The organism is Brevundimonas sp. FG8, from assembly GCF_057808845.1.
On record NZ_JBMDIU010000003.1, the window covers coordinates 412,664 to 438,747 of the forward strand.

The following is a 26,084-nucleotide window of genomic DNA, read 5'->3' on the forward strand; positions in this document are numbered from 1 at the left end:
GATTGGGGATTAGAGGCAAGGGCCGCGAGATCGGCATTGATAATCCCCAGGCCCCAATCCCTGATCCCTCACTTCAGATCCTTCACCACCGCCCGTGCCGCATTGTGGCCGGGCGCGCCGGTGACGCCGCCGCCGGGGTGCGCGCCGGAGCCGCAGAGGTAGAGCCCCGCCACGGGCATCCGATAGTCGGCATGGCCCAGCACCGGTCGGGCGCTGAACAGCTGATCCAGCGTCAGACGGCCGTGGAAGATGTCGCCGCCGACGAGGCCGAAACGTCGTTCCAGATCACGCGGCCCCAGCGCCAGCCGCCCGACCACCGACGCCCTGAAGCCTGGCGCGTATTTATCGACCGTCTCGATCATCAGATCCGCCACCGTGTCGCGGTGTTCGTCGGCGAGATCAGGCGAGACATGCTGGCAGAACAGGCTGGCGACATGCTGCCCTGCCGGCGCCAGACTGTCGTCGAGCGTCGAGGGGATCAGCATCTCGACGATGGGCTCGCGCGACCAGCCGTCCAGCCGCGCACTGGCGTGGGCCCGGTCCATGTAGGCGGGGCTCGGCGCGATAATGATGCCGGCGGTCAGGTGGTCTCCCTGCCCCGGCAGGCTGGTGAAGTCCGGCAGCTCCGACAGGGCCACGTTCATGCGGAAGGTGCCCGAGCCGGACTGATAGGCGCCGATGCGCGCGCGGAAGTCCGCCGGGACCACGGCGTCGTCAACCAGCTGCTCGAACAGCAGGCGGGGGTGAAGATTGGAGACCACCGCGCGGGCGCGCACCACGTCGCCGCCCTCGGTCACCGCGCCGACCGCCCTGCCCTTTTCCGTCAGCACCTCGGCCACCGGCGTCTCCAGCCGCACCTCGACGCCCAGTTCGGCGCAGGCTTTCGCCATGGCCTGGGTGATCGCGCCCATGCCGCCGACCGCGTGGCCCCAGACGCCCTTCTTTCCGTTCACCTCGCCGAAGACGTGGTGCAGCAGCACATAGGCCGAGCCGGGCGTATATGGGCTGCCATAGGCGCCGACGATGCTGTCGAAGCCGAACAGGGCCTTGATCGGATCGCTCTCGAACCAGCCGTCCAGCCAGTCGCCCGCCGACTTGGTGAACAGGTCCAGCAGGTCGCGACGGCCCTCGGCGTCCAGCGCCAGCGCCTGCCGCCCCAGCCCTGCCGCGTTGGCGAGTTCGGGCAGTTGGGCCAGCCAGCCGCCTTCGGTCAGGTTCGGCGGCGCCTTCAGGATCCAGTCGCGCAGGATCGACGCGACGACGTCCAGCCGTCGCTCGTACTCCGGCAGACGTTCCGCATCGCGCTGCGAGAATTTGGCCACCTCCGCCTGCGTCCGCCCCTCCCCGGCCAGCAGATAGCGGCGATCATCGAGGGGCAGGAAGTTGGAGACCTTGCGCTCCACAACCCGCAGCCCATGCCGCGCCAGCTCCATGTCGGCGATGATCTTCGGGTTCAGCAGGCTGACGGTGTAGCTGGCGGTCGAATTGCGGAAGCCGGGATGGAACTCCTCCGTCACCGCCGCCCCGCCGACGACAGGCCGACGTTCCAGCACCGTCACCTTCAGCCCGGCCTTCGCCAGATAGAAGGCGCAGACCAGGCCGTTGTGGCCTCCGCCCAGAATGACGACGTCTGTGGAGGTGGTGCTCATGCCTCCCTTCTACCGCCCCCGTCAGTCAAGAACAGGGGCCGGCCCCTCTCCGGTCGGACGTGTGCTGTAGCGACACTCGATGGGTTCGGATAACAGTGACGAGTCGCTGAACGGGGCGCTGGGTGCATCACGATCATCATCTGATCTATCCGCTGCTGTCGGGCATCGTCGCGGTCTTCGGTTCGTGGACCGCGCTGGGCCTGTTCAGGCGCGCCCGCAGCCATGACGGACAGTCGCGCGCCCAGTGGATCGGCCTGTCGGCGCTGGCCATGGGCGTCAGTATCTGGTCGATGCATTTCGTCGCCATGCTGGGCTTTGATCCGGGCGCGCCCGTCTCCTATGATCCCGCCCGGACCGTCGCCTCGCTGGCGTTGGCGGTGGCCGGAACGGCGCTGGCCTTTGTGCTGAGCGGCTCATCGCGCGCCCGATTGCCCCGCGTTCTGGGCGGCGGCGCCCTGATGGGGCTGAGCATCGGCGGGATGCACTATCTGGGCATGTCGGCGATCCGCAGTTCCGTGCAGCTGACGTATGACCCGTTGTGGGTTCTGGCCTCTGTGGTGGTGGCCTTCCTCGCCTCCTTCGCGGCGCTGGCCGCAGTGCGGCGCAACGCGCGACGGCGATGGCAGGCGGGGGCGGCGGTTCTGCTCGGCATCGGCGTCGTCGCCATGCACTACACCGCCATGGCCGCGGTCATTCTGACGCCGGGCGCGAACGCGGTCGGCGCCGCGGGCGTGCCGCCGCTCTGGCTGGCGTTCGCGGTGGCGGGCCTGACGCTGGTTCTGCTGTTCCTCGCCCTCGGCGCCGGTCTTATGGACCAGCAGCAGGTGCTGTCCACGGCCCTGCGGGCGGGCCGTATGGGCTCGTGGGAGATGGACATTCCCCGCCGACGTCTGGTGCTGAGCGAACAGGGCCGCGGTCTGCTGGGCTTCGCGCCGGACGATCCGTTCGATCAGTCGATGGTCGCCGGCCTGATGACCGCCGAAAGCAGCGCCCGGCGACAGGCCGCGCTGGACCGGTCAATCAATGAAGGCGTCGACTATGAGGTCGATTACGAAATGCTGGACGGTCGCTGGCTGGAAGTGCGGGGCCTGATGATCCTCGACAGCGGCGGCCGTCCGCTGCGGCTGGTCGGCACCATTCAGGACGTGACGGCCCACCGCATCGCCTTCCAGGCGCTGGCCCGCAGCGAGGCCCGTCAGCGGCTGCTGATCAACGAGCTGAACCACCGGGTGAAGAACACGCTGGCGACCGTCCTGTCGATCGCCACCCTGACGGCGCGCCGGTCCGACGACGTGCAGAGCTTCGCCAAGGCGTTTCAGGCGCGGCTGCTGTCCCTGTCGGCCACCCACAACCTGCTGACCGCGCAGGGCTGGCAGCAGGCGGACCTTCGCGATGTCTTCAAGGCCGAGTTCGGTCACTACAACGACGATCAGGTGGTGCTGAGCGGACCCGACGTCTGGCTGAGTCCGGAGAACGTCCTGACCCTGGGCCTGATCGTACACGAGCTGGCGACCAACGCGGCCAAATACGGCGCCCTGAGCGTACCCGAGGGCCGGGTCGAGGTCTGCTGGCGCGCCGGGGACGAAGCCCTGCATCTGCAGTGGCGCGAGCATGACGGCCCGCCCGTCGTCACGCCCGAACGCAAGGGTTTCGGCTCGCGCCTGATCACCTCCAGCGCCAGCGCGTGCGACTTCCGCTATCCCGCGACCGGGTTCGAGGCCGACCTGACCCTGCGCCTGTTCGAACGCCGGGCGGACGGGCTGGACGAGGCGGACTAAACCGCCAACGCCAGGGCAGGATCGGCCCGCAGTCGTTCCAGATCGCGGCCCGGCGGACGGCCGAACAGGCGGGCGTACTCCCGGCTGAACTGGGACGGGCTGTCATAGCCGACGGAGAAGCCGACACCGGCCACGTCCCGCCCTTCGGAAAGCAGCCGGTGCCGCGCCTCCTGCAGCCGTATCTGCTTCTGGTACTGCAGCGGGCTCATCCCCGTAACGGCCTTGAAGTGGCGGTGCAGGGAGGTCTCGCTCATCCCCGCCACCTCGGCCAGCCGCTCGATCCGCATCGGCTCGGCATAGTTCTGGCGCAACCAGCGGATAGCCCGTTTGACCTGCGCGGAGCGTCCGTCTGAAGCCGCCAGTTGACGCATCATTCCGGCCCGCTCCCCGACCAGCAGCCGCCAGGCCAGTTCGCGCCGGATCATCGGACCCAGCACCGCCGCCTGCTCGGGACGATCCATCAGCCTGACCAGACGAATGACCGTGTCGATCAGGTCGTCGTCCATGTCGCTGACCGCCAGCCCGCGCACCGGCGACGTCTCCGGAACCGCGCCCTCGGTCTCGATCAGCAGCTCGGCGATCATCACCGGGTCCAGCGGCACGCCGACCGCCAGATAGGGCGCCTCGATTACCTTTCCGCTGACCGGCAGGTCCTCGGACACGACCAGATACTGACCCGCCCGGTACGGATAGGTCTCGCTGCCCAGCGAGGTCGACTTGGCCCCGTCGAGGATCAGGCAGACCATGGGCTCATAGACCACCTGCTGGGCGTCGGTGATGCCCGTGCTGGCGATCAGGTGAAGGCCCGGCCCGGTCAAGGGACCAATCCCCTCCGGCGACATGTCCTTCAGATGGCTGCGGACCAGACTGACGAGTTCAGGCAAGCGATTCATGACAGCATTCAAGCCTCGGCAGGATCAGCGCGCAACCGCCGCCGGCACCAAATGGCAGGATTGTGCAAGAGACTGGCGCGATCCGTCTACAGCTTCGGCGGAATGGCGGGGCATATCGGGGCTCCCAACCAAGGAGACTTCCCATGACCTCCACATCTTCCCGCGTCTGGTTCGTGACCGGCGCCTCGCGCGGCCTCGGCGCGGCTATCGTCCGCACCCTGCTGGACGCCGGTGAACGCGTCGTCGCCACAGCCCGCAAGCGCGACGGCCTGACCGCCGCCTTCGGCGCCGACAGCGACGCCCTGCTCTCCCTGTCGCTGGACGTGACCGACCAGAGCGCCGTGCGGACGGCCGTCGCCGCCGCCCTGACCCGCTTCGGCCGGATCGACGTGCTGGTGAACAACGCCGGCTACGGCGACCTGTCCCTGTTCGAGGAATCGACCGCCGAGGACGTCTTCGCCCAGTACGACACCAACGTCTTCGGCCTGATGCACGTCACCCGCGCGATCCTGCCGGCGATGCGGGCGCAGCGCTCTGGCCGCATCTTCAACGTCTCCTCGGTCGGCGGCATCGTCGGCGGGGCCAGCGGCAGCCTGTACTGCGCCTCCAAGTTCGCGGTGGAAGGCTTCACCGAGTCGCTGGCGCAGGAAGTGGCCCCGTTCGGCATTCACGCCACCATCGTCGAGCCCGGTTTCTTCCGCACCGACTTCCTTGAGCCGACGTCAGTGAAGCATGGCTCCAATCCCATCGCCGACTACGCTGAAACCTCGGCCGCGCTGAAAGCCTTCTACGACAGCCGCAGCCACAATCAGGCGGGCGACCCGGTGAAGCTGGCGCGCGCCCTGATCACCCTGGCCGACGCCGAGCAGCCGCCGGTCCGCTGGTGCGCGGGTACGGACGCGCTGGCCATGGTGCAGGCCAAGATCGACAGCCTGCAGACCGAACTGGACGCCTGGCGCGACCTGTCGGCGAGCACCGACGGCGACTTCGACTTCCGCGAGGAGACCGGCTCCAGCGCCTGGGGCTGACGGCCCGGGCGGGCCGTCGTTTCAGAGGGCGTTCAGAGGCGTCTTCAGAAAGCGGCGGCCCGAGGCCTCCGCGGGCGGCAGGGCCCCGGCCCGGATGTTGATCTGCAACGACGGCAGGATCAGCTGCGGCGCCGGGAGCGTCGCGTCCCGCGCCTCGCGCAGGGCCACGAAGTCCGCTTCCGAACGCCCGCCGCCGACATGGATATTGTCCGCCTTCTGCGCCGCGACGGTGGTTTGCCATGCGAAGTCGCGACGCCCGGCGGGCAGGTAGTCGTGGCCGACGAACATGCGGGTCTCGTCCGGCAACGCCAGCAGGCGCTGGATCGACCGGTACAGGGTGCGGGCGTCGCCGCCGGGGAAGTCGCACCGCGCCGTGCCGAAGTCCGGCATGAACAGGGTGTCGCCGACGAAGACCGCGTCCCCGATGCGATAGCTGATGCAGGCCGGCGTATGGCCGGGCGTGTGCAGCACCTCGACGTCCATCTCACCCAGTCTGAACCGGTCGCCATCCGCCCAGGTGCGGTCGAAGGCCGAGGCGTCCGGCCGCACATCGGCAGCCTCGAACAGGTCGCCAAAGGTTTTCTGCACCCGCGTTATCGCTGCGCCGATGCTGACCGGCGCGCCGGTGCGCTCGCGAATCTCGTGGGCGCCGGTCAGGTGATCAGCGTGGGCGTGCGTCTCCAGCACCTGCTCCAGCCGCAGCCCCCGCGCCGCGACGATCTCCAGCAGACGATCCACCGAGCCGGTGGACGTCCGGGCGGCGGCGGGATCGAAGTCCAGCACCGGATCAATGATCGCCGCCGCGCCCGTGGCCGGGTCGGAAACGACGTAGCTGACAGTGTGGGTGGCGGGGTCGAAAACGCCGACCACGTCAGGACGGGACATCGGGTTCATATCGGTCTCCTTTGACGCTCAATATATTAGGTATTGCTAAATTAGCAAGATCGAATATATTGGCGACATGATCGATATCCAGACCCTCGGACTTGAACGCTTCCAGGCCAGCGCCGGACAGGCGTCGGCCCTGCTCAAGGCCCTGTCCAACGAGCATCGCCTGATGATCCTGTGCCAGCTCGGCGACCGGGAGCTTCAGGTGTCGGAACTGCTGGATCGGGTCGGACTATCCCAGTCCGCACTGTCCCAGCACCTGGCGCGTCTGCGCGACGACGGACTGGTGTCCGCCCGCCGCGAGGGCGTCGCGGTCTTCTATCGCATCGCCGACCCCGCGGCCCTGAAGGTCATCGCCGTTCTGGCCGAGATCTTCTGCCCGCCCCTGCCCTGAAAGGACCGTCCATGACCGCCACCCTCAATCCCCTCTCCCCGCGCGAGGTCGCCGACCGGCTGAAGTCCGGCGCGATCCGGCTGGTCGACATTCGCGAGACCGACGAGTTCGCCCGCGAGCACATCCAGGGCGCCGCCCCCGCCCCGCTCTCGACCTTCGAGGCCGCCGACCTGTCGATCCACGCGCGACAGGACATCGTCTTCATGTGCCGGACCGGCAACCGGACCGGCGTGAACTGCGACCGCCTGGCCGCGCGCGTGGACGGCCCGGCCTATGTGCTGGAGGGCGGGCTGGAGGCATGGAAGAAGGCCGGCCTGCCGACCCGGCTCGATACCCGCAAACCCATCGAGTTGATGCGTCAGGTCCAGATGACGGCCGGCGGCCTGGTCCTGCTGGGCGCCGTGCTGGGCCTGCTGATCCATCCGGCCTTCTGGGGGCTCAGCGCCTTCGTCGGCGCGGGCCTGTTCTTCGCCGGCCTGACCGGCTTCTGCGGCATGGCCCGACTGCTCGCCCTCGCCCCCTGGAATCGCGCGGCGAAGGCGGCCTGACCATGGAGACGCCGACCCTGCTGCTGGCCGCCATGAGCGGCGGACTGGTCGCCCTGCTGCTGACGGTGTTCGGTGGCGGCGGGTCGGTGCTGGCCGTGCCCCTGCTGATGTATGTCGTCGGCGTGGCGGACCCGCATGTGGCCATCGGCGTCTCGGCGGCCGGGGTGTCGCTGAACGCCCTGACCGCCCTGGTCGGACAGGCCCGCGCGGGGCGTGTCCGCTGGCCCTGCGCCCTGACCTTCGCGGTCTTCGGGGCCGGCGGGGCCTGGCTGGGCTCGAGCCTCGCCAAGCAGATCGACGGGCATCAGCTGCTGCTGTTCTTCGCCCTCGCCATGGCCGGCGTCGCCCTCGCCATGTTCCGGCGCCCGAGGTCCGAAGGGGACGTCACGGTGCGGCTGAACCCCGCCATGGCCCCGCGCGTGGCCGTGTCCGGCGCGGGCGTGGGCGCGGCGGCGGGCTTTTTCGGCATCGGCGGCGGCTTCCTGATCGTGCCGGGCCTGATGGGCGCGACCGGCATGACACTGGCGATGGCGCAGGCGTCGTCGCTGGTCAGCGTCGCCGCCTTCGGCGCCTCGACGGCGGTGAATTACAGCCTGTCCGGCCTCGTCTCCTGGCCTTTGGTGGCGGCGATGACCGTCGGCGGCGTGGCCGGAACGCTCGTCGGCCTGCCGATCTCGCACCGCCTCGGCGCCAACGCGGCGCTCGGCCGCCGTCTGTTCGCCGGCCTGATCCTGCTCACCGCTGTCTATGTCGCGGTCCGGGCGCTGGCGGGCGGCTGATCCTCCTCTTCCGGCCGGTGGACGATGGAGACCAGAACGATCGACAGGATCATCAGCAGGAACCAGCTCCCCAGCTTCTCCAGCCCCACCATTGTCCATCCCGCCTCCTGCGACGGATAGGTCCAGGCCCGGCCGAAAGTCGCCAGATTCTCGGCAAGCCAGATGAACAGGGCGACCAGGACATAGCCGACCAGCAGCGGCATCCGGCGCCGCCGACGGTCGGTGGTGAACCAGAACCAGCCGCGCCCGAACACCACCGCCGTGGCGATGAACAGCCCGATCCGCGCGTCCCACAGCCAGTGATGGGCGAAGAAGTTGACGTAGATCGCGGCCGCCAGCACCGCCGTCATCCAGAACGGCGGATAGCCGCGCACCCGGATGTGAAACACCCGCTGCACCCGCGCGATATAGCTGCCCACCGCCGCATACATGAAGCCCGAGAACAACGGCACGCCGCCGATCCTCAGCAGCGACTCCTCGGGATAGATCCACGAACCCTGCGCCGTCTTGAACAGCTCCATCACCGTCCCGGCGATGTGGAACAGCAGGATCACCACCGCCTCATCCCGGCTTTCCAGCTTCAGGGCCAGCATGCCGATCTGGATCAGGACGGCGCCGACGACCAGAAAGTCATAGCGCGACACCGGCGCCCCCTCGGGCCACCACAGGAAGGTGCCGACGATCAGCACCAGCAGCAGACCGCCGAACAGACAGGCCCACGCCTGCTTCAGTCCGAACCACAGGAACTCGTAGACCGCGCCCCGCCACCGCGACCGGTCCGCCCACGCCTGCGCGTGCGTGAGCGAGCGGCGACCGAGAGCTTCGAGCGGGAGGCGACGGGTCGGGATCATGCGCGGAGGCTAGACGCGGACGACGACGCCGGCGCGTGGAGATTTGGTGCAGAGGGGCGAGCGGCCGGTCAAACTCAAAGGGCGTCATTTAACGTTGTTAAGTTCCTTAACATTGTTAAAGTGAGCCCGGAAGCGGGAGCCGTCATGAGCCTTGATCGTCAGCATATTATCGAAACAAGCCTGACTCTCCTGGACCAGACAGGGCTGGAAGGCCTCACAATGCGCAGGTTGGCGGAAGCCCTCGGCGTACAGGCCCCCGCGCTTTACTGGCACTTCCCCAACAAGACCGCCCTGCTGGATGACATGGCCGAGGCGATGGTCTCCTCGATAGCCGCATCCATCGACGTTTCAGCCGCCTATCCGGAGGTGTTGCGGCGGATGGCGGTGGCGCTGCGCAAGGTGTTGCTGAGCCGCCGGGACGGCGCGCGCCTGTTCGCCGGCACCTTTGTAGCGCGTGAGAATATGCTGGAGGTCAGCGAGATCCTGATCAGCGCCATGCTCCGGGGCGGCTTCGACGCGCGCACCGCGACACGGGCGGTCTTTTCTCTGGGCTATTTCATCATGGGCTTCGTGATCGAGGAACAGGCCCTTGAAGAACAGATGCGCGCCAGCGGCGGCGTGCACCCCATTCTCGAAAAGCTGTGGGAACAGCCCGCGGGTGGATACGAGGACACCCGCGCGGTCCTGCCGGAACTCATCGAGACCGATCAGGACGCCCGCTTCGCCTTCGGGGTCGATCTCATTCTCCGAGGTCTGGCCGATCTGCATGACAGCCGGTCTGCTGCAAGCGAGCGTCGGTGAGCGCTTTCCGCGCCGCGCCGGCCGTTCGCACGGGGATCACCCCCGTCCGCGATAGGTCGGCACGCCCTGGTCGGGCAGCCAGAGGCCTTCCGGGGCCGGGCCGGTCTGCCAGAAGACGTCGATGGGTATGCCGCCGCGCGGATACCAGTAGCCCCCGATGCGCAGCCATTTCGGCTGCAGCAGGTCGGCCAGACGCTTGCCGATGGCCACGGTGCAGTCCTCGTGGAAGGCGCCGTGGTTGCGGAAGCTGGTCAGGTACAGCTTCAGGCTCTTGCTCTCGACCAGCCAGTCGCCCGGCGCATAGTCGATGACGATGTGGGCGAAGTCCGGCTGGCCGGTGACGGGGCACAGGCTGGTGAACTCCGGCGCCGTGAAGCGCGCGAGGTAGAGGGTGTCCGCATGCGGATTGGGCACCCGCTCCAGCACGGCGGTTTCCGGGCTGGTCGGCGCGGCGGTCATTTGGCCCAGCTGGTGCAGGCCCGAGGTGTCGGTGGTCATGGCGTCGCTCTAGCGATTTCCGGCGGCTTCGTCACGCCACCAGCGGCCTGACACCCCGGAACGGCGGTGATCTGTCGGGCCATGGAGACACGGCCCCAGGGTTTTCAAAGGCCGGCGGTCACCTCATCACCGCATCGCGCAAAGCCCGCCCGTGCGTCCATTTCTGACGCATCGGTACGCTAATCTCCGGCGAAGCGCCCGTGCGGTCGCTTCACACGAATTACACTCTTCACACCCTGTTTTTCGGGTTTGCCTTACCCGGGGACAGCCCGCTATCCGTAGCGAAAGACAACCCGGGGAAACGTCATGGCCATTCCGGCTTCGCTTCAAAAAGGTCTCAAGCTGCCGGTGATCGCGGCGCCCATGTTCCTGGTCTCCGGGCCGGATCTGGTGGTCGAGACGTGCAATGCGGGGGCCATCGGCACCTTCCCGTCGCTGAACCAGCGCACCACCGAGGGCTATCGGGAGTGGCTGCATGAGATCAAGGGCCGCCTGAACCCCGACGCCGCCGCCTTCGGCGTGAACCACATCGTCCACCCGACCAACCCGCGCCTGATGGCCGACATGATGGTTTCGGTCGAGGAGAAGGTGCCGCTGATCATCACCTCGCTGGGCGCGGTGCGTGACGTGGTCGATGCGGTGCACGGCTACGGCGGTCTGGTCTTCCACGACATCGCCAACGTCCGCCACGCCCGCAAGGCGGCGGAAGCGGGCGTCGACGGCCTGATCCTGGTCGCCAACGGCGCGGGCGGCCACGCGGGCATCGTCAACCCGTTCGCCCTGGTGGAAGAGGTCCGCGGCTTCTTCGACGGGACCATCATCCTGTCGGGCTGTCTGTCGACCGGCTCGGACGTCGCCGCCGCCCTGATGATGGGCGCCGACTTCGCCTACATGGGCACGCGCTTCATCAACACGACCGAAGCCATGGCCCCCGACGCCTACAAGGACATGATCATCGATTCGGGCTCGGCCGACATCGTCCACACCCCGGCGGTGTCGGGCATTCCGGCCAACTTCATGACCAAGTCCCTGATCGAGAACGGCATCGACCCCAAACACCTGCCCGAGCACAAGCTGGACATGGCCGACGAGGCCAAGGCCTGGAAGACGGTCTGGTCCGCCGGTCAGGGCGCGGGCGCGATCCACGACATCCTGCCCGCCGGTCAACTGGTCGGCCGCCTGCGCGACGAATTCGCTCAGGCGACGGAACAGTTCGCCAAGCGCACCGCCTTCATCTAGGGAACTTCCGGCGCGATTACGCGTCTGGAGGCTCCATGATCCGTACACTGACGCTGGCCTTCGTGGCCGCCACCGCCCTCGCCTCTCCCGCCCTCGCACAGGACGCGGGCGACTGGACCGTGTCGTTCGGCGCGGCCACCGACAACCGCTCCAAAGACGCCTCCAAGTCGCAGGGTGATCCCTATGCCTGGGGCGCGGTCGAGTGGGAGAGCGCGTCGGGCGCCTTCTACGTCGGGCCGGGCTTCGAGACGATCAAGAGCTCGACCGGATCGGATCTCGAGCTTGAGCTCGGCGGCGGCTGGCGGCCCGAGGTCATGGGCTTCGACCTCGACCTGAACGCCACATACAAATACCAGGTCGACGCCGATCAGGGCGCGGACAATGACGCGTGGGAGTTCACCGCCGACGTCAAACGCTCCATCGGTCCGGCCAGCGCCCGCCTGCGTCTGCAACACTCGCCGGACGGGACAGGCTCGACCGAGGCCTGGACCTGGGTGTCGGTGCGCGGCGGCTGGGATTTCACCGACAAGCTCACCGCGACCGCCGAGATCGGCCGCCGGGAGCAGGACAACAGCGTCGATTACACCGGCTGGAACGCGGGTTTCAGCTACGCCCTGACCCGCAATATGGAAGCCGAAGTCCGGTACTACGACACCGACGCCGACGCGAATAATCCGCAGTACGCGGACGCCGTCGTGGCCGGGATCAGCTTCGCCTTCTAGGAATCCGCGTCTCCGTCCCCTATATCAGGGGATGACTTCCCAAAGACCGACCACCCTCGAGCGCGCTTACCAACTGGCGCGCGAGGGCCGGTGCCGGACCGTCAGCGACATCAAGCAGGCGCTGTCGTCGGAAGGCTATGATCGCCTTCAGGACGCGTTGTACGGGCCCAAGCTGAGCGCCGATCTGCGAAAGCTGTGCCGCGAACACTATGTCGCCGCCAGCGGCGAACCGGCGGCGGAGTGACGCCACGCCTTGCTTTCGCCGCGACGAAAGCTAATATGGCTCCCGTCGATCTCTCTGCGAAACGCCCCCCTCTGCTTTCGCCCGAGGTCTAGCCGCTCCCATTCAGACCCGACAGGCTCCAGGCGCTCTTGCCTGTGGCCAATGCCAGAAGGAGGTCTCAAATGGCTACCGGCACCGTTAAGTGGTTCAACTCGACCAAGGGCTACGGCTTCATCCAGCCGGACGACGGCGGCAAGGACGTCTTCGTCCACATCTCGGCCGTGGAAGCGGCCGGCCTGCGCGGCCTGGATGAAAACCAGAAGGTTTCCTACGAACTCGAGCGCGACCGTCGCTCGGGCAAGGAATCGGCTGGTCAACTGAAGACCGAAGGCTGAGTTCCTGCGTCGGTCTCCGACGCATGACTTTCGAACGGCGGCGCAGATCCCGGATCTGCGCCGCCGTTTTCATGTCCGGCATATGGAATACGGGCAAGAAAACTTGCGCGATATTTCCGGGCAATAATGAATCCTTGCCAATGTATACAAAAGCGTCTACTTAAGACGGGTCGATCTCTCTGCGAAACGCTGCTGCCCTTTGCATCGCGCACCGAGGTCCAAAGCCAATCCCATTCAGACCCGACAGGCCGACCGGGATATCCTTCCCGCGGCCAATGCTTGCGGAGGTCCTGAAAATGGCTACCGGCACTGTCAAATGGTACAACCCCACCAAGGGCTACGGCTTCATCGCTCCCGATGACGGCGGCAAGGACGTCTTCGTCCACGCCTCGGCCGTCGAGGTCTCGGATCTGGGCATCCTCAGCGAAAGCCAGAAGATTTCCTACGAGATCGAGCGCGACGCGCGCTCGGGCAAGGAATCCGCCGGTCGGCTGAAAGCCGCCGAATAGGTTTCGAACGGGGGCCGGCCGCGATGCGGACCGGCCCTTCGCCTTTTCAGAGCAGCAAGGAGTGTCCCATGACCCCGCTCGCCGACATGATCCCCGCTATGAATGACGCCGACCTCAAGTCGCTTCGCGTCAACGCCGAACGCCTCAGCGCCACCGGCTCGCTCAACCAGGTCAACGCGGCGACCGAAATCCTGCCCCTGATCGACGCGGAGACGGCGCGCCGCGCCGCCCTGCCGTCCGCCATCGCGCCCAAGAAGACCCGTGCTCCGGCACGGAAAAAGGTCGTGGCCGCTTCCGGCCACCAGACCGCCCTGCCGTCCAGAGCCGCCTGAGCCTTTCTTCGGCCGCCGGCCTTGTGCGATGATCGTCCCGCCGGAGGCTTCCGGCGGGCGACCTTGCAAGGATGACAGTGATGCTGCTGACGGCTCTTCTGGCCCTGATCACGGCCCCGCAGGACGCCGGTCCGCTTGAACCGGGCCGCAGCGGCAAGCTGCAATGCTATGGCCCGAACGTCGCGGCGAAGACCTGCACCGCCATCGGCGCCTATCGCTTCGACGCGGACGGGACGATCTGGAACGACGCCCGCAACATGCTCAGCGCCTCGCCGCAGATCATTCTGTACGCCACGGGCAAGGTCTATGTGAAGGACGGCGCGGAATGCGCCCATCCCCTGAACCGGGCCGAGGAAATCACCCGCATCGACCTGAACGGCACGCCGCTGGAAGGCGCGCAGTTCGCCACCGTCCGTCAGCAGATCGCCGACAACATCAATCTGGTGCTGGGCGACGGCGAGTTCTGCAGCACCTACACGCCGAACCCCGACGGCACGCTGAAAGCCGCCGTCACCATCGGCGGCGTCGCCCGCGCCGAGTTCCAGAGCACCGTCGTGTGGATCGAGCCGGACGCCGGCTGGACCCTGGCCGCGCCGGCGGGCTGAGAGCTCACCCCAGCGCCTGATCCAGATCGCCGATCAGATCGTCCAGGTCCTCGACCCCGACCGACAGCCGGATCAGGTTGTCGGTGACACCGCCCGCCTCGCGCACCTCCTTGGGCACGCTGGCGTGGGTCATGATGGCCGGGTGGTTCACAAGGCTTTCGACACCACCCAGCGACTCCGCAAGCGTGAAGACCTTCACCCGCTCCAGCACCTGCTTCGTTCGCGACAGGTCGCCGTCGATGATCGCCGTGACCATGCCGCCATAGCGGCCGTTCATCTGCGTCGCCGCCAGACTGTGCTGCGGGTGGCTGATCAGGCCCGGATAGATGACCTTGGCGATTCCTTTGCGGGTCTCCAGCCAGCGGGCGACGGCCAGCGCGTTCTCGTTGTGCGCCTTCATCCGCAGGCCGAGCGTCTTCAGACCCCGGTTGGCGAGGAAGGCGTCGAACGGCCCCATCACCCCGCCGATCGAGTTCTGCAGGAACTTGATCTCCTTAGCTAGGTCGGGGTTCCCCGTGACCAGCGCCCCGCCGATGATGTCGGAGTGGCCATTCAGGTATTTGGTCGCCGAGTGCATGACCACGTCGGCCCCCAGCTTCAGCGGCTGCTGGCTGAACGGGGTGGCGAAGGTGTTGTCGACCACCAGCAGCAGGCCGTGGGCCCTGGCGATCTTCGACAGCCCGGCGATGTCGGCCAGCTTCATCAGCGGATTGGTGGGCGTCTCGGCCCAGATCATCTTCGTCTTCGGCGTAATGGCCGCCTCGACCGCGTTCAGGTCGCTGAAATCGATATAGCTGAAGTCCAGCCCCATCGACCGGCGGCGGACCCGCTCAAACAGTCGCCACGAACCGCCGTACAGATCGTCGCCCGTCACGATGTGCGACCCGGCGTCCAGCAACTCCAGCGCGGTGGACGTCGCCGCCATTCCGGAGGCGAAGCCGAAGCCGTGCGTGCCGCCCTCGAGGTCCGCCAGACAGGCCTCGAACGCCTCGCGCGTCGGGTTCTTGCCGCGGGCGTACTCATAGCCCTTGTTCACGCCCGGGCTCTCCTGGGCATAGGTCGAGGTCGCGTAGATGGGGGTCATCACCGCGCCCGTCGTCGGGTCGGGCCGCTGCCCGGCGTGGATGGCACGGGTCGAGAACCCCTGGCTGTTCTTCAGCGAACTCATGAAGCGTCCTGGTCAATGCGGCCGATGTTGCCGCCGTAGAAGGCCGCCGAGCGCTCGAAAATCTCGAGCCACTGCGGCGGGGTGAACAAATGGCCGGCGCCCGCCAGCACCTCTTCGCGGACACTGACGTTTCCCTCACGCAGGAAGTCAATCCAGGCCGCGGTGTTGCGGGGCAGGACATGGGTATCATTCTCCGCCCGCAGGATCAGCACCGGAATCCGCCGACGCGGCTTGCGGGGCTGATAGACGTCGACCCCGCCGGCGAGACCGATGGCCGCCGCCGCCCGGCTGTTCCCCAGCGCCCCGTCCACCGCGACGTAGGACCCCAGCGAATAGCCGAACATGGCGGTGCGACGCCGGTTGACGCCGCGAGCGATGAGCCAGTCGATCGCATCCGACCCCACATGACGCCAGGCATCCATCATGCGCTCCGGGCGAACCCCGTCATCGGCCCAGGCGTCGGTGAAAAGGGGCGTGAGCACCTGATAGCCGTCGCCCGCGAACCGCATGGCCAGCTCGTGCCAGGGACCGCGGTTGGTGATCCGCGCGCCCGAGCCATGCATCATCACGATCGCCGCGCGCCGTCCCTCGCCCGCCGGAGTGTAGTGGATCGCCCGGATCGACTTGCCGTGGCTCGGGAAGGTCAGGCCCTCATAGGTCGGCCCGGCGACCGGCGCCTCCTGCGCCAGCGCGGGGACCGCAAGGCTCGCCCCGAAACCCGCCAGAAGCGCTCTTCGCCGCATGTCAGTTTCCGGACCGCGCGGAGACGAATGCCCGGGTCCGCCCGAATACCGAGCACCAGGTCGGCAGATCGTACTGGTGGCCATCGAAGGCCAGTTCCTCGATCTCGACCGACGCGCCGGCTCCGCGCAAGTCCTCGGCGAGACGTCGCGTCGTCCGCACCGGCACAGCCTCATCGCGACGGGCGTGCAGAAGCAGGAAGGCCGCCTGCCGCCCTGCAAGGTCCTCCTCCAGTTCGCCGCCTCCGGCGACGAGAACGGCGGAGGTCACCGGGCTGTCCTCTCCGGTCGCCGCCAGCAAGGCCACCGCGGCGCCGCGGGAGTATCCCCAAAGCGTGACCCCGCCCCGCGCCATTCCCGGTTCGGCCTGAAGCGCCTCCACCGCATCCAGGGCGACCTGACGCCACGCCCGGGCCGTCACCGTCCGACGGGTCCGTTCCGGCTGGGCGGCGTCGAAGTAGGCAGGCAGAAGGACCCGGTAGCCGCGCGAGGCCAGCTGGATCGCGTGGGCGTCGAACAGAATGGAGTTCATCTCGAACCCCGTGCCGCCATGCAGCATCACGATGCCCAAGCCGTTGGCCTCGCCGCGCGGCGTGTACAGATAGCCCCGGACCGGACGCCCCCGGCTGTCGAAATGGATGAGCTCGCGCGTGGCCCTGACGGCCACATCATCCGCGCAGCCCGGCCGTCCCACCTGAACCGCCCCCTCTTGCGGCGAGGCCGCAAAGGTCGGGCTCGCGGAGCCCGCGACCGACACCAGAAGCGCGATCAGGGCGGCACGCATGACCTAGCGGTTCAGGCTGAGGTGGTTGATCAGATCGGTCCGGGTGATCAGGCCGACGAATTTTTCGCCGTCCAGCACGATGGCCACCCGGTCGCGGTCGAACAGCGGGATCAGGGCGTCCAGCGGCTCGGACACCTGCACTGTGTCCAGATCGCGGGTCATGGCCGAGGCCACCGGCTTGGCGAAGCGCTCCTTGCGGGTGATCTCGTCGGTGTTCATCACATGGACCAGATCGCTCTCGTCCAGAATGCCGACCAGACGGCCGTCCTGAATGATCGGCAGTTGCGAGACGTCGGCGCCCTTCATCCGCTTGAAGGCGGTGTCTAGGGTGTCGTCCGGACCGGCCACGACCACGTCGCCCTTCTCGTATTTGCGGGTGATCAGGTCCGACAGGTCGCCGTGCAGCTCGCGCTCGCCCAGACCCTGATCGGCCAGCCAGGCGTCGTTATAGACCTTGGACAGGTATTTGGCGCCGGTGTCGCAGACGAAGGTCACGGCGGTCTTCGGCTCGGTCTGCTCGCGGCACCAGCGCAGGGCGGCGGCGATCAGGGTGCCGGACGAGGAGCCCGCCAGAATGCCTTCCTTCAGCAGCAGCTCCCGCACGGTCGCCACCGCCTCGGCGTCCGGGATCGAATAGGCCTTGTCGATCAGGGTGATGTCGGCGGTGTCCGGCACGAAATTCTGGCCGATCCCCTCGACGGTGTAGCTGCCTTCCGGCGACGGCACGCCTTCGTTGACGATGCCCGCCAGCGTCGAGCCGACCGGGTCCGCCAGAATGATCTGCGCGTCCGAGCCGACGCTCTTCAGATAGCGCGCCGTGCCCGTGATGGTGCCGCCCGAGCCGATGCCCGCGACCAGCGCGTCAACCTTGCCGCCCAGCTGCTCCCAGATCTCAGGCCCCGTGGTGACGAAGTGAGCCTCGGAGTTGGCGTCATTGGCGAACTGGTTGACGTAGAAGCCGCCCGGAATCTGCTGCGCCAGACGTTCGGCCATGTCGGTGTAGTACTCCGGGTGGCCGTGCGGCACGTCCGACCGGGTCAGGCGCACATCCGCGCCCATGGCCCGCAGATGCTGGATTTTTTCCCTGGACATCTTGTCCGGGATGACCAGCAGCACCTTATATCCCTTGGCCTGACCGACCAGCGTCAGCGCCAGACCGGTGTTGCCGGCCGTCGCCTCGACGATGGTGCCGCCGGGCTTCAGGAAGCCTTCCCGCTCCGCCGCATCGATCATCGACAGCGCGATGCGATCCTTGATCGACCCGCCAGGGTTCTGGGCTTCCAGCTTCAGGAACAGGCGGCAGGGGCCGGTATCAATCTTCTTCACCTCCACAATCGGCGTCTTTCCGATCAGGTCCAGAGTCGAACCGACAGGACCGGACAGGACCGGATTGGGGGCGAGAGACATCAGGAACTCCGTAGGGGCTTGGGTGCGGAAGCTAGGCGCGGCGCCCCGCCGGAACAACCCGACTGGCGAGAGAAAGGATTTATGGCTATATTTCTGGCCAGAATTGGAGGTGGGCCGATGGCTAACTACGGCGTCGCGGAAGCCAGAAACAAGTTCACCCACCTGCTTGAGCGGGTTGAGGACGGTGAAACCGTCATCATCACCAAGCACGGCAAGCCGGTGGCTGAGTTGCGGCCCGCAACCGCCGCGAAGCCCCGGATGACGGAAGCGGAGCGACAAGCCTGGTACGACGAGTTCGTGAAGAGACGGAACGCCCGCCCGCCGCTCTCTGCCCCGGCGGCGGAACTTGTCAGAGCCATGCGTGACGGCGATCCGGAGTGATCTTTTACATCGACGCCAGCGCCATTGTCGCCATTGTTGGCAGGGAGGCGGGCAGTCCCGCCGTTGACGGCGTCGTTCGTCAGCCCGGCGTCACCACTATGGTCAGCGACTTCACCATAGCTGAATGCTCTTCAGCTCTGGCCAGAAATGGCCGGGTCGGGCGACGGACCGAAGCAGAGAACGAGCGTTTCCATCGTGAACTCGACGAATGGGCGTTGGTGTTCGGGGAAATGACCGAAATCGCCTCCGCCGACATCACCGACGCTACGACTTTCATTCGGCGGCCGGGCATCTCACTCCGCGCCCCTGACGCCATCCACATCGCCGCCGCCCAACGCGTCGGCGCAACAATTCTCACGCTCGACAGGGGCATGGCGCGCGCCGCCGACCTGTTGGGCGTACCCTGTATCAATCCCGCCGAGGACGACGCGCCCGGCGATCCGAAAGACTAGATGAAAAACACCCCCAAGAGGCCGCCCGCCGGCCTCCCCGACAAACAGACCCTTCTGGCCTTCCTGCGTGACGCGGGCTCGGCCGAGAAGACCGACATCGCCCGCCACTTCGGCCTGAAGGGTGGCGATCGCCGCGCCCTGCGCGAGATGATCCGCGAACTGGAGGCGGATGGAGAGCTCGGAAAACGCGGCAGGAAGGGCTTCAGCCCCTCCGGCGCCCTGCCCCCCGTCGGCGTCGCCGATGTGGTCGAGCGCGACGTGGACGGCGAGATGTATGTCCGTCTCGTCGAGGCTTCCGAGGATGCCCCGCGCGCCCTGCTGATGCCCGACAACTCGGGCCGGACCGGGCCCGCGCCCGGCATGGGCGACCGCCTTCTGGTCAAGTTCAGCAAGGGCGCTGACGGCTGGGAGGCCCGGCTCGTCAAGAAGCTGGACAGCGAGCGCACCCGCGTGCTCGGCGTCATCCGCAAGTCAAACCGCGAGGTCCGGGTGGAGCCCGTCGACCGCCGCTCGAAGGACGTGCTTCTGGTTCCCCACGCCCAGGCAGAGGGTCTGAAAGACGGCGACCTGGTGCTGGCCGCCATCGAGAAGGGCGCCCAGCGTTATGGCCCCAAGCGCGGCAAGATCCTGGAGATCATCGGCCGCGAGGACGACGCCCGCGCCGCCTCCCTGATCGCCATCCACAGTCACGGTGTGCCCACCGGCTTCTCGGAAGCCGTGGAGCAGGAGGCCGAGGATCAGGAACTGCCGTCGCTGAAGGGCCGCGAGGACCTGCGTGACATCCCCCTGATCACCATCGACCCGGCCGACGCGCGCGACCACGACGACGCGGTCTACGCCCAGAGGGACGAGGACCCGAAGAACGAGGGCGGCTGGATCGTCTGGGTCGCCATCGCCGACGTCGCCGCCTACGTGCGCCCCGGCACGGCGCTGGACCGCGAGGCGCGCGACAAGGGCAACTCGACCTACTTCCCCGACCGCGTCGAACCGATGCTGCCCGAGCGGCTGTCGAACGGCCTGTGCAGCCTGAAGGAAGGCGAGAACCGCGCCACGATGGCCGTGCGCATGGTCTTCGACAAGGACGGCCGGAAGATCGGCCACAAGTTCGTGCGCGGCCTGATGCGCAGCCACGCCAAGCTCTCCTACGAGCAGGCGCAGGCGGCCATCGACGGGGCCCCTGACGAGACGACCGGCCCGATCATGGAGGCCATCCTCTATCCGTTGTGGAACGCCTACCGCACCATGCTGAAGGGCCGCCTGAAGCGCAGCCCGCTGCAGATCGAAAGCGCCGAGCGCCGAATCCGCATGACCGAGGGCCAGATCACCTCGATCGAGCCCCGCGTCTCCCTTGAAGCCCACCGGCTGATCGAGGAGATGATGATTCAGGCCAACGTCTGCGCCGCCGAGACGCTGGAGAAGCACAAGACGCCCCTGCTGTACCGCGTCCACGACGCGCCCAGTCAGGAAAAGCTGTTCAACCTCGGCGACTTCCTGTCGACCATCGGCAAGCCGTGGACCAAGGGCGAACCGGCCACGACAAGGCGGTTCAACAAGCTGCTGGACGAGACCCGCGAGACCGAGCACGCCGAGGTCGTCAATGAGGTGGTCCTGCGCACCCAGATGCAGGCCATCTACAGCCCGGAGAACGTCGGCCACTTCGGCCTGAACCTCGACCGTTACGCCCACTTCACCTCGCCGATCCGCCGCTACTCAGACCTGATCGTCCACCGCGGCCTGATCCGCGCACTGGGGCTGGGCAAGGACGGACTGACGGATCGCGAGATCGCGGAACTGCCGTCCATCGCCGAGCACGTCGTCATGACCGAGCGCCGCTCCATGGCCGCGGAGCGCGACGCCATGGACCGCTACATCGCCGCCTTCCTCGAGGACCGTGTCGGCGCGACCTTCACCGGCCGGATCACCGGCGTGACCCGCTTCGGCCTGTTCATCCGGCTGGATGAGACGGGCGCGGACGGCCTCGTGCCCGTCTCGACGCTGGGCAGTGAGTACTTCACCCACGACGACCGCAGCCATGCGCTGGTCGGCGAACGCTCGGGCTTGCGCTGGACGCTGGGCCGGACGGTCGAGGTGAAGCTGAAAGAGGCCACTCCGGTCACCGGCGGCCTGCTGTTCGAAATGCTCAGCGAACCCGCCCCACGCGACCCCAACGCGCCCTCGGCCCGCCTGGGCATGCGGGCGCGCGGCGCCAAGGACGGCGGCTATCCGAAGCGCGGCGGCGGCAAGGTCCGCGACGGCAAGAAGCCCCTCGGCGGCCTCAAGGGCGTCCGCAAGGGCAAGCGGCGGTGAAGCGCCGTTTGCCAAGGGTGATGTAGGTCATGCAATAAAGAAAACAGCCCTGTTCACCAGCCCCCCGTTTCCTTGGTGTCGGGACTTGCACCCAACCTACCCCTTCAGTTCTTCAACCAGAGAACCACGCACCGGTGACAGACGGCGATCAACAACTATAGAGTTGTGGGATGGCCGACGAACGCTACTACACCTGGGACGACCCCGAAACCGGCATTGCACGTGACGCTATGGAGCGTCTGTCGCTCGAAGAGCAGGTCGAATACATAACGGCGTGGTTCGGCAGGTACTTTGAAGACCCAGCCCAAGAGACGCCCTACAACGGGCGCGAGGGCGGCTATCTCTACATTCACGGCGGCCCCTACGACGCCGAGGAGGAGATTCGGGGTGAGTTTGAGGGCGTAGTGTCCGAGGAGGCAATCGAGTCTGCCATCGAGGACGTGACATCCGACGGCACCTACGATTGGGCACCGACGAGCAATCATCCCAACCGGATCGACGAGGGCCGGGACGAATACGAGGACTATGAGTCACCCGTCACGGCCGAAGACCTGCTACGTCGCGTTCAGGAGGGGGCGCAGCCAACGTTCGGAACCGTTGGCGAACGTGTCCAACGCGAGGTACTCCTTGAGCGTCTGAATGACCTCGAACGACAACTTGCCGAACTGATTCCCCAGCCGGGGGAGATCGGCCACAATCGACCACCCGGTTCGATCACGGACGAACAGGTCGCCGAGATAACCGGGGCAATCGCAGAGCTCCGCGCGGAAATGGCCAAGCCGGAGCCGAATGTGGAGGCCGTCGCCCGCTCTGGCGGTGTGTTGGAGCGATTTGGAAAATGGCTGGCGGCCAAAGCTGAGATCGCCGTTGATGCCTTCGCCAAGGGATTGGGCGACGCGATGGGCAAGGCAGCGGGCGTCGCCGTGGTCGGGAGCTTGGTGGTTGGTGCGGCAGCCGCAACCGGGCTGGGCGATGATTTATTAGGATCCGTCCACGCCACCACTGAAGCCGTGCTTCATTGGCTTACGATGGTCCTTTGAGTGGGTGGGGATGGATTGGTCTGCGATAACTAATGGGCTGCTCGCCACCATAACGGTCTTGGGGACCGTCATTACAGCTCTCGCTACTGTGATGCTCTGGCGCGTCACGAAGGTGCTCGCCGTCGAAACGAAACGCATGGCCGAAGCCAGTGCCCAACCGCAGGTCGTGGCCAACATTGAGCCGAACCAATGGGCCGCCATGTATGCGGACATTGTCTTAGCCAACACCGGGAACGCCACGGCCTTCGACGTCCACTTCAAGTTTGATCCTGAGATTCCAAAAAAGCCGGAAATGCCTGATCGGCCACCGCCTCTACGGACAGTCAGCTTGCTTCGCCCAGGGCAGAGACTCGTCAGCTACCTGTCAAGTTTCGAGCCGATTATCGACACGAGCTACACCGTGACGGTCAGTTGGAAGCGGCAGCCAGCGGACCAGACACGCGAGGCTATTACCTACTCGCTGAACCTCAAGGAAATGGATGGGCGAGGCAGTCTGGGCGCAGCTGACCCGATGACCCAGATCGCCACCGAGGTGAAAAACATGCGCGATGACCTAAAGCGGGTCGTTGACGGAAGCCGGCGCATTCGGGCCGACGTATTCACGACAATGGACCGCTTGCATGATCGGCGGGACTTCATGCGACGGCGGCGTAGGGCGTTGCGGGAGAAGGCGGCCACGGAAACTGGAGCAGAGCCCGCCAAAGAATAGCAAGATGCAGCGCTGATCGGCGCTTAAGTCAACAAGCCGACGTAACCACACAGTTTTAGCATCCCAAGATTCCGGAAAAGCCGCACGCAGGAAACTTTCGTACCCCCCCCATACGACCGATTTTGACGCATCGAGGCGCCAGAATGTCCCGAGATCAGACGAGAGCCGCACACGTGACCAATCTCATCCATCTGGCGGACGCCGCACAAAGCGGTAGGGACGTCCATTCCGACACGGTCTGGGACTACGCCCGGCGCGACTATCTGGACGGTGAGTCCGCCGCCCAGGTCTGCGCGCGGTACGGCATCGCCCGCTCGACCTTCTGGGACCATGCGGCGGCAGGCGGCTGGCGTCGCCGCGACCAGCCCCCGCCTGACCTGCCACCCATTGAGGTCGACGACACCTCGGGTCGTCCGCTCGAACTCTGGGACCTCGTCGAGATCGTCAACGAGCGCCTCAACAAGGCCGTCCTCAACGGCCGCGCCTCGGAAGTCTCCAGCTGGCTCCGCGTGCTGGAACAGCTGGACAAGCCCACGCGTGAACTGATCGCATTCTGCCGCGCGGAACGGGCCGATCAGGAGCGCCGCCGGACAGCCGCTCCGGACTCTCCGGACACCTCCCTTGGCTGAAATGTCCGCCCGGCGGGCCGGTCCGGACATTTCGGACTCTTCGGACAGGGCCGCCGGGACTCCGGACGCGTCTCCGCGATCATGCTACTCAACGCAGGTGAGCCCTTCTTCCCCCGCCCCCTTCGACGCCGCCCAGGACCTGAAGGACGCGCCGCGCACCGGCGGTCGCCAGCGCCCGAAGGACGCCGCCACCCTGATCCTGACCCGCAACGGCGCGAAGGGACCGGAGGTGCTGATGGGTCGTCGGGCGCCGGGGCATGTTTTCATGGCCTCGAAATGGGTCTTCCCGGGCGGCAAGGTCGAGCGATCCGACGCCTTCGCGGCCTTCGCCACCGACCTGTCGCCCGCCGACGCCGGACGGCTGGCGCGTGAGGCGACCCGGAGCCGGGGCCGCGCGATGGCTCTGGCCGCTGTGCGCGAGACCTTCGAGGAGACCGGCCTGCTGCTGGCAGAACCCGCGCCGGTCGCCTCGGTCGCCGGAGGTTGGCGCGAGTTCCGGGCTGTCGGGGCCCTGCCCGATCTGGCCGCGCTGTCGTATGTCGCCCGCGCTATCACCCCGCCGGGGCGCCCGCGTCGGTTCGACGCCCGCTTCTTCATGGCCGACGCCTCGGCCCTGCTGCACCCTGAACCCACGTCGGGGTCCGGCGAACTGGACGAGATCGCCTGGCTGCCGCTGGATGAAGCCCGCGCGCAGGACCTGCCCGCCATCACCCGCTTCGTGCTGGGCGAAATCGCCGAGCGGCTCCACGCCCCCGATCGCCCCCTGCCCTTCGTGCGCATGGTGCGCGGCAAGCATGTGGTCGAGCATCAGGACTGACGCGATCCGGGCGGGATGCGCCGTGACTTGCCAGCCGCCGCGGACCGGGGTTCTCTCGCAGCCGGAGGATCTGTCCATGCGCCGTTTCGCCCTGATCGCCGCCGCCGTCACGGCCTGCCTGACCGCCCTGCCCGCGACCGCGCAGGACGCTCCGACCGGGATGACCCTGATCTGGAAGTCCTGGGGCAACCGGCTGACCGAATGGAACATCCCGCGCGGCGGCGAAGGCCGCTACATCAACCGCGAGGGCGAAACTGTCGTCTTTCCGGTCACCACCGACCAGTTCGACCGCTTCCGCGCCCTGTTCGCACCCTACGAAGGCGTTCCCTTCCGCTGTGAGCGGGTCATCACCGACGGGGCCTACGGCAGCGTCATCTGGTCCCGCCCCGGTAAGGCCGACCAGTCCCTGAACTTCGACTCCGGCTGCACCAGCGGCGACGCCACGGATGTCTTCCAAAGGCTGGAGCAGGCCGAGGCCCTGCTGAGCAGTCTGCGTGACGCCCGTTGATGGCCGAGACGTCGATCACACTGCGCCTGACCATCGCCGAGCCGGTTCCCGGCGTCCGCTACAGCCTGCAGCAGGACGACATGCCGTTCGAGCCGGTGACGGCGACCGGCGAGGCCCTGTCGTTCGATGTCCCCGTGCGCCTGTCGGAGGACGGACGCTTCCTCGGTCCCTTCGTCCGGCGGGAGGGCAAGGAGCGACGCTTCATCTACATCCGCATCGGGACCCCGGCGGGCGACCACGCCTCTGAATGGAGCCGCCGGGCCAAGATCGACATCCACGACATCCCGCCCGCCCTGCTGGACAAGGCCCGCGCGGGCGTCGTGCTGGAAGTGGTCCTGCCGGGCCGGGGCAAGGACGGCACGCCCGCCTGCGCGACCGTGCGGCCCGTGAAGGGCTGGACCGCGCTTTAGTCCGTAACAGGTCGGGTCAGATCGAACTCGACGCGGAAGAAGCGGCCGCCCGGGCGGCTGAGCTCATAGGCGAACATCCGGTCAGGGTGCACCTCGACGGCCCAGACATTGGTGGTCGAGACCTGGGCGCCGCCGGCGATGAACTGGTCGATGGACTCCTGATCGACCGGGAACTGCTGCCGCGAGGCTGTACCGGCCTCCGCCGTGTCGCCGCCGTACATGTGGTAGCCATGGATCTCGCCCTGCGGGTCGCGGTGATCGTGCTTCAGGCGCAGACCGTCAGCCGTGCGGGTGATGACCCAGCGGCGCGAGCGGTCCTCGCCGACGGCGAAGGGAATCCCGATCTCGTCCGCCGCGCAGTCGCGCACATGCATGACCAGCCGCTTGTCGCGGAAATCGGCGTCGGCGGCGTCGGTCGAGACCACCCGCCCCTCGAATCTCTGTCCGCACAGGGTGTTCAGGCGGTTCAGAAAAGCGTCCTGCGGATTCGCGGCCTCCTGGGCGAGAGCGGGCGTGGTGAGGGCGGCGGCGGCCGCGAAAGCCGTGAAGAGCAGGGTTTTCATGCTGACACGGTGGCCTCTGGAAGCGTTCCGCTCAATG

32 protein-coding genes are annotated in these 26,084 nt (G+C 67.2%); 22 read left to right on the top strand and 10 right to left on the bottom strand.

The features are described 5' to 3' along the window. Positions 1-68: 68 nt before the first annotated feature. Positions 69-1,649: a phytoene desaturase family protein gene (locus ACODRV_RS08250; RefSeq protein ID WP_488907998.1), complete on the bottom strand. Its 1,581-nt coding sequence runs from the start codon at positions 1,647-1,649 to the stop codon at positions 69-71. A 122-nt stretch (positions 1,650-1,771) separates the two neighbouring features. Here ACODRV_RS08250 and ACODRV_RS08255 point away from each other — a divergent pair, with 122 nt between their 5' ends. Continuing rightward, complete coding sequence (locus ACODRV_RS08255) at positions 1,772-3,427, top strand: MHYT domain-containing protein (RefSeq protein ID WP_141626358.1); 1,656 nt, start codon at positions 1,772-1,774, stop codon at positions 3,425-3,427. On the opposite strand, the gene ACODRV_RS08260 is transcribed toward ACODRV_RS08255, so the two are convergent. Further along, complete coding sequence (locus ACODRV_RS08260; RefSeq protein WP_488907999.1) at positions 3,424-4,320, bottom strand: AraC family transcriptional regulator; 897 nt, start codon at positions 4,318-4,320, stop codon at positions 3,424-3,426. The genes ACODRV_RS08255 and ACODRV_RS08260 overlap by 4 nt on opposite strands. A 143-nt stretch (positions 4,321-4,463) precedes the next feature. On the opposite strand from ACODRV_RS08260, the gene ACODRV_RS08265 reads away from it, so the two are divergent. Continuing rightward, positions 4,464-5,348: an oxidoreductase gene (locus ACODRV_RS08265; protein ID WP_488908000.1), complete on the top strand. Its 885-nt coding sequence runs from the start codon at positions 4,464-4,466 to the stop codon at positions 5,346-5,348. 21 nt (positions 5,349-5,369) lie between these two features. Here the strand turns inward: ACODRV_RS08265 and ACODRV_RS08270 are convergent, their stop codons facing one another. Beyond that, on the bottom strand, positions 5,370-6,242 hold the full coding sequence (locus ACODRV_RS08270) for an MBL fold metallo-hydrolase (RefSeq protein WP_370451046.1): 873 nt from the start codon (positions 6,240-6,242) through the stop codon (positions 5,370-5,372). Positions 6,243-6,309: 67 nt separating this feature from the next. Here ACODRV_RS08270 and ACODRV_RS08275 point away from each other — a divergent pair, with 67 nt between their 5' ends. The 3 genes from ACODRV_RS08275 to ACODRV_RS08285 are packed head-to-tail and all read left to right on the top strand — an operon-like array spanning position 6,310 to position 7,957. Continuing rightward, the gene (locus ACODRV_RS08275) at positions 6,310-6,630 is read left to right on the top strand and encodes an ArsR/SmtB family transcription factor (RefSeq protein ID WP_141626354.1); all 321 of its coding nucleotides are present in this window, start codon (positions 6,310-6,312) and stop codon (positions 6,628-6,630) included. 11 nt (positions 6,631-6,641) lie between these two features. Beyond that, positions 6,642-7,178 (top strand): rhodanese family protein, encoded by a 537-nt coding sequence (locus tag ACODRV_RS08280; RefSeq protein WP_141626353.1) that lies wholly within the window; start codon positions 6,642-6,644, stop codon positions 7,176-7,178. A 2-nt stretch (positions 7,179-7,180) separates the two neighbouring features. Further along, entirely contained in the window at positions 7,181-7,957 is a 777-nt protein-coding gene (locus ACODRV_RS08285; protein ID WP_141626352.1) for a sulfite exporter TauE/SafE family protein, read from the top strand. On the opposite strand, the gene ACODRV_RS08290 is transcribed toward ACODRV_RS08285, so the two are convergent. Then, positions 7,924-8,808: a DUF817 domain-containing protein gene (locus tag ACODRV_RS08290; protein ID WP_488908001.1), complete on the bottom strand. Its 885-nt coding sequence runs from the start codon at positions 8,806-8,808 to the stop codon at positions 7,924-7,926. The genes ACODRV_RS08285 and ACODRV_RS08290 overlap by 34 nt on opposite strands. Before the next feature lie 144 nt (positions 8,809-8,952). On the opposite strand from ACODRV_RS08290, the gene ACODRV_RS08295 reads away from it, so the two are divergent. After that, complete coding sequence (locus ACODRV_RS08295; RefSeq protein ID WP_488908002.1) at positions 8,953-9,609, top strand: TetR/AcrR family transcriptional regulator C-terminal domain-containing protein; 657 nt, start codon at positions 8,953-8,955, stop codon at positions 9,607-9,609. A gap of 36 nt (positions 9,610-9,645) precedes the next feature. Here ACODRV_RS08295 and queF read toward each other — a convergent pair whose 3' ends face one another. After that, positions 9,646-10,107 carry a preQ(1) synthase gene (gene queF / locus ACODRV_RS08300; RefSeq protein ID WP_141626349.1) on the bottom strand — a complete coding sequence of 154 codons (462 nt, stop codon included), beginning with the start codon at positions 10,105-10,107 and terminating at the stop codon, positions 9,646-9,648. 306 nt (positions 10,108-10,413) lie between these two features. Between queF and ACODRV_RS08305 the strand changes: the two genes are divergently transcribed. The 7 genes from ACODRV_RS08305 to ACODRV_RS08335 all read left to right on the top strand — a co-directional run bounded on the left by ACODRV_RS08305 (position 10,414) and on the right by ACODRV_RS08335 (position 14,132). Beyond that, the gene (locus ACODRV_RS08305; RefSeq protein WP_488908003.1) at positions 10,414-11,346 is read left to right on the top strand and encodes an NAD(P)H-dependent flavin oxidoreductase; all 933 of its coding nucleotides are present in this window, start codon (positions 10,414-10,416) and stop codon (positions 11,344-11,346) included. Positions 11,347-11,381: 35 nt separating this feature from the next. Then, positions 11,382-12,068, top strand: coding sequence for a TorF family putative porin (locus tag ACODRV_RS08310; protein ID WP_141626347.1), 687 nt, complete (start codon positions 11,382-11,384; stop codon positions 12,066-12,068). A gap of 31 nt (positions 12,069-12,099) precedes the next feature. Beyond that, entirely contained in the window at positions 12,100-12,312 is a 213-nt protein-coding gene (locus tag ACODRV_RS08315) for a hypothetical protein (protein WP_141626346.1), read from the top strand. A 161-nt stretch (positions 12,313-12,473) separates the two neighbouring features. After that, positions 12,474-12,686: a cold-shock protein gene (locus ACODRV_RS08320; protein ID WP_141626345.1), complete on the top strand. Its 213-nt coding sequence runs from the start codon at positions 12,474-12,476 to the stop codon at positions 12,684-12,686. 296 nt (positions 12,687-12,982) lie between these two features. Beyond that, on the top strand, positions 12,983-13,195 hold the full coding sequence (locus tag ACODRV_RS08325; protein WP_141626344.1) for a cold-shock protein: 213 nt from the start codon (positions 12,983-12,985) through the stop codon (positions 13,193-13,195). A gap of 68 nt (positions 13,196-13,263) precedes the next feature. Further along, on the top strand, positions 13,264-13,527 hold the full coding sequence (locus ACODRV_RS08330) for a hypothetical protein (RefSeq protein ID WP_141626343.1): 264 nt from the start codon (positions 13,264-13,266) through the stop codon (positions 13,525-13,527). A gap of 80 nt (positions 13,528-13,607) precedes the next feature. Further along, positions 13,608-14,132 (top strand): hypothetical protein, encoded by a 525-nt coding sequence (locus tag ACODRV_RS08335; RefSeq protein ID WP_488908004.1) that lies wholly within the window; start codon positions 13,608-13,610, stop codon positions 14,130-14,132. A 4-nt stretch (positions 14,133-14,136) separates the two neighbouring features. Here the strand turns inward: ACODRV_RS08335 and ACODRV_RS08340 are convergent, their stop codons facing one another. Genes ACODRV_RS08340 through ACODRV_RS08355 form a run of 4 tightly spaced genes read right to left on the bottom strand, consistent with a single transcriptional unit; the run spans position 14,137 to position 18,231 of the window. Further along, positions 14,137-15,300, bottom strand: a complete 1,164-nt coding sequence (locus tag ACODRV_RS08340) for a cystathionine gamma-synthase (protein ID WP_488908005.1) — start codon at positions 15,298-15,300, stop codon at positions 14,137-14,139. Further along, positions 15,297-16,043, bottom strand: a complete 747-nt coding sequence (locus tag ACODRV_RS08345; protein ID WP_488908006.1) for a dienelactone hydrolase family protein — start codon at positions 16,041-16,043, stop codon at positions 15,297-15,299. The genes ACODRV_RS08340 and ACODRV_RS08345 overlap by 4 nt, the downstream gene beginning before the upstream one ends. A gap of 1 nt (position 16,044) precedes the next feature. Next, positions 16,045-16,824 carry a dienelactone hydrolase family protein gene (locus ACODRV_RS08350; protein WP_488908007.1) on the bottom strand — a complete coding sequence of 260 codons (780 nt, stop codon included), beginning with the start codon at positions 16,822-16,824 and terminating at the stop codon, positions 16,045-16,047. A 3-nt stretch (positions 16,825-16,827) separates the two neighbouring features. Next, the gene (locus ACODRV_RS08355; RefSeq protein WP_488908008.1) at positions 16,828-18,231 is read right to left on the bottom strand and encodes a pyridoxal-phosphate dependent enzyme; all 1,404 of its coding nucleotides are present in this window, start codon (positions 18,229-18,231) and stop codon (positions 16,828-16,830) included. A gap of 117 nt (positions 18,232-18,348) precedes the next feature. On the opposite strand from ACODRV_RS08355, the gene ACODRV_RS08360 reads away from it, so the two are divergent. The 9 genes from ACODRV_RS08360 to ACODRV_RS08400 all read left to right on the top strand — a co-directional run bounded on the left by ACODRV_RS08360 (position 18,349) and on the right by ACODRV_RS08400 (position 25,484). Next, on the top strand, positions 18,349-18,612 hold the full coding sequence (locus tag ACODRV_RS08360; protein WP_141626337.1) for a type II toxin-antitoxin system Phd/YefM family antitoxin: 264 nt from the start codon (positions 18,349-18,351) through the stop codon (positions 18,610-18,612). Next, a complete protein-coding gene (locus ACODRV_RS08365; RefSeq protein ID WP_488908009.1) occupies positions 18,609-19,064 on the top strand; it encodes a type II toxin-antitoxin system VapC family toxin in 456 nt (151 codons plus the stop codon). Before ACODRV_RS08360 ends, ACODRV_RS08365 begins: the two co-directional genes overlap by 4 nt. Continuing rightward, a complete protein-coding gene (gene rnr / locus ACODRV_RS08370; protein ID WP_488908010.1) occupies positions 19,065-21,371 on the top strand; it encodes a ribonuclease R in 2,307 nt (768 codons plus the stop codon). 170 nt (positions 21,372-21,541) lie between these two features. Further along, positions 21,542-22,411, top strand: coding sequence for a hypothetical protein (locus ACODRV_RS08375; RefSeq protein WP_488908011.1), 870 nt, complete (start codon positions 21,542-21,544; stop codon positions 22,409-22,411). A gap of 10 nt (positions 22,412-22,421) precedes the next feature. Next, positions 22,422-23,120, top strand: coding sequence for a hypothetical protein (locus ACODRV_RS08380; protein WP_488908012.1), 699 nt, complete (start codon positions 22,422-22,424; stop codon positions 23,118-23,120). Between the two features lie 173 nt (positions 23,121-23,293). Further along, the gene (locus ACODRV_RS08385; RefSeq protein WP_488908013.1) at positions 23,294-23,749 is read left to right on the top strand and encodes a hypothetical protein; all 456 of its coding nucleotides are present in this window, start codon (positions 23,294-23,296) and stop codon (positions 23,747-23,749) included. Between the two features lie 97 nt (positions 23,750-23,846). Then, on the top strand, positions 23,847-24,566 hold the full coding sequence (locus tag ACODRV_RS08390) for an NUDIX hydrolase (RefSeq protein WP_488908014.1): 720 nt from the start codon (positions 23,847-23,849) through the stop codon (positions 24,564-24,566). Positions 24,567-24,642: 76 nt separating this feature from the next. Continuing rightward, positions 24,643-25,074, top strand: coding sequence for a hypothetical protein (locus tag ACODRV_RS08395; protein ID WP_488908015.1), 432 nt, complete (start codon positions 24,643-24,645; stop codon positions 25,072-25,074). Next, positions 25,074-25,484 (top strand): DUF5990 family protein, encoded by a 411-nt coding sequence (locus tag ACODRV_RS08400; protein ID WP_488908016.1) that lies wholly within the window; start codon positions 25,074-25,076, stop codon positions 25,482-25,484. Before ACODRV_RS08395 ends, ACODRV_RS08400 begins: the two co-directional genes overlap by 1 nt. On the opposite strand, the gene ACODRV_RS08405 is transcribed toward ACODRV_RS08400, so the two are convergent. Further along, positions 25,481-26,047: a hypothetical protein gene (locus ACODRV_RS08405; protein WP_488908017.1), complete on the bottom strand. Its 567-nt coding sequence runs from the start codon at positions 26,045-26,047 to the stop codon at positions 25,481-25,483. The two genes, ACODRV_RS08400 and ACODRV_RS08405, sit on opposite strands and share 4 nt — an antisense overlap. Between the last annotated feature and the right edge of the window lie 37 nt (positions 26,048-26,084).

What these genes read in the sequence shown, in the direction of transcription:
- ACODRV_RS08335 (WP_488908004.1), top strand. Translation starts at nt 13,608, where the DNA reads ATGCTGCTGACGGCTCTTCTGGCCCTGATCACGGCCCCGCAGGACGCC.
- ACODRV_RS08405 (WP_488908017.1), bottom strand. Translation starts at nt 26,047, where the DNA reads ATGAAAACCCTGCTCTTCACGGCTTTCGCGGCCGCCGCCGCCCTCACC.
- ACODRV_RS08295 (WP_488908002.1), top strand. Translation starts at nt 8,953, where the DNA reads ATGAGCCTTGATCGTCAGCATATTATCGAAACAAGCCTGACTCTCCTG.
- ACODRV_RS08305 (WP_488908003.1), top strand. Translation starts at nt 10,414, where the DNA reads ATGGCCATTCCGGCTTCGCTTCAAAAAGGTCTCAAGCTGCCGGTGATC.
- ACODRV_RS08315 (WP_141626346.1), top strand. Translation starts at nt 12,100, where the DNA reads ATGACTTCCCAAAGACCGACCACCCTCGAGCGCGCTTACCAACTGGCG.
- ACODRV_RS08265 (WP_488908000.1), top strand. Translation starts at nt 4,464, where the DNA reads ATGACCTCCACATCTTCCCGCGTCTGGTTCGTGACCGGCGCCTCGCGC.
- ACODRV_RS08320 (WP_141626345.1), top strand. Translation starts at nt 12,474, where the DNA reads ATGGCTACCGGCACCGTTAAGTGGTTCAACTCGACCAAGGGCTACGGC.
- ACODRV_RS08275 (WP_141626354.1), top strand. Translation starts at nt 6,310, where the DNA reads ATGATCGATATCCAGACCCTCGGACTTGAACGCTTCCAGGCCAGCGCC.
- ACODRV_RS08290 (WP_488908001.1), bottom strand. Translation starts at nt 8,808, where the DNA reads ATGATCCCGACCCGTCGCCTCCCGCTCGAAGCTCTCGGTCGCCGCTCG.
- ACODRV_RS08375 (WP_488908011.1), top strand. Translation starts at nt 21,542, where the DNA reads ATGGCCGACGAACGCTACTACACCTGGGACGACCCCGAAACCGGCATT.
- ACODRV_RS08260 (WP_488907999.1), bottom strand. Translation starts at nt 4,320, where the DNA reads ATGAATCGCTTGCCTGAACTCGTCAGTCTGGTCCGCAGCCATCTGAAG.
- ACODRV_RS08330 (WP_141626343.1), top strand. Translation starts at nt 13,264, where the DNA reads ATGACCCCGCTCGCCGACATGATCCCCGCTATGAATGACGCCGACCTC.
- queF (WP_141626349.1), bottom strand. Translation starts at nt 10,107, where the DNA reads ATGACCACCGACACCTCGGGCCTGCACCAGCTGGGCCAAATGACCGCC.
- ACODRV_RS08350 (WP_488908007.1), bottom strand. Translation starts at nt 16,824, where the DNA reads ATGCGTGCCGCCCTGATCGCGCTTCTGGTGTCGGTCGCGGGCTCCGCG.
- ACODRV_RS08280 (WP_141626353.1), top strand. Translation starts at nt 6,642, where the DNA reads ATGACCGCCACCCTCAATCCCCTCTCCCCGCGCGAGGTCGCCGACCGG.
- ACODRV_RS08270 (WP_370451046.1), bottom strand. Translation starts at nt 6,242, where the DNA reads ATGAACCCGATGTCCCGTCCTGACGTGGTCGGCGTTTTCGACCCCGCC.
- ACODRV_RS08395 (WP_488908015.1), top strand. Translation starts at nt 24,643, where the DNA reads ATGCGCCGTTTCGCCCTGATCGCCGCCGCCGTCACGGCCTGCCTGACC.
- ACODRV_RS08400 (WP_488908016.1), top strand. Translation starts at nt 25,074, where the DNA reads ATGGCCGAGACGTCGATCACACTGCGCCTGACCATCGCCGAGCCGGTT.
- ACODRV_RS08325 (WP_141626344.1), top strand. Translation starts at nt 12,983, where the DNA reads ATGGCTACCGGCACTGTCAAATGGTACAACCCCACCAAGGGCTACGGC.
- ACODRV_RS08250 (WP_488907998.1), bottom strand. Translation starts at nt 1,649, where the DNA reads ATGAGCACCACCTCCACAGACGTCGTCATTCTGGGCGGAGGCCACAAC.
- ACODRV_RS08285 (WP_141626352.1), top strand. Translation starts at nt 7,181, where the DNA reads ATGGAGACGCCGACCCTGCTGCTGGCCGCCATGAGCGGCGGACTGGTC.
- rnr (WP_488908010.1), top strand. Translation starts at nt 19,065, where the DNA reads ATGAAAAACACCCCCAAGAGGCCGCCCGCCGGCCTCCCCGACAAACAG.
- ACODRV_RS08310 (WP_141626347.1), top strand. Translation starts at nt 11,382, where the DNA reads ATGATCCGTACACTGACGCTGGCCTTCGTGGCCGCCACCGCCCTCGCC.
- ACODRV_RS08345 (WP_488908006.1), bottom strand. Translation starts at nt 16,043, where the DNA reads ATGCGGCGAAGAGCGCTTCTGGCGGGTTTCGGGGCGAGCCTTGCGGTC.
- ACODRV_RS08355 (WP_488908008.1), bottom strand. Translation starts at nt 18,231, where the DNA reads ATGTCTCTCGCCCCCAATCCGGTCCTGTCCGGTCCTGTCGGTTCGACT.
- ACODRV_RS08340 (WP_488908005.1), bottom strand. Translation starts at nt 15,300, where the DNA reads ATGAGTTCGCTGAAGAACAGCCAGGGGTTCTCGACCCGTGCCATCCAC.
- ACODRV_RS08360 (WP_141626337.1), top strand. Translation starts at nt 18,349, where the DNA reads ATGGCTAACTACGGCGTCGCGGAAGCCAGAAACAAGTTCACCCACCTG.
- ACODRV_RS08380 (WP_488908012.1), top strand. Translation starts at nt 22,422, where the DNA reads ATGGATTGGTCTGCGATAACTAATGGGCTGCTCGCCACCATAACGGTC.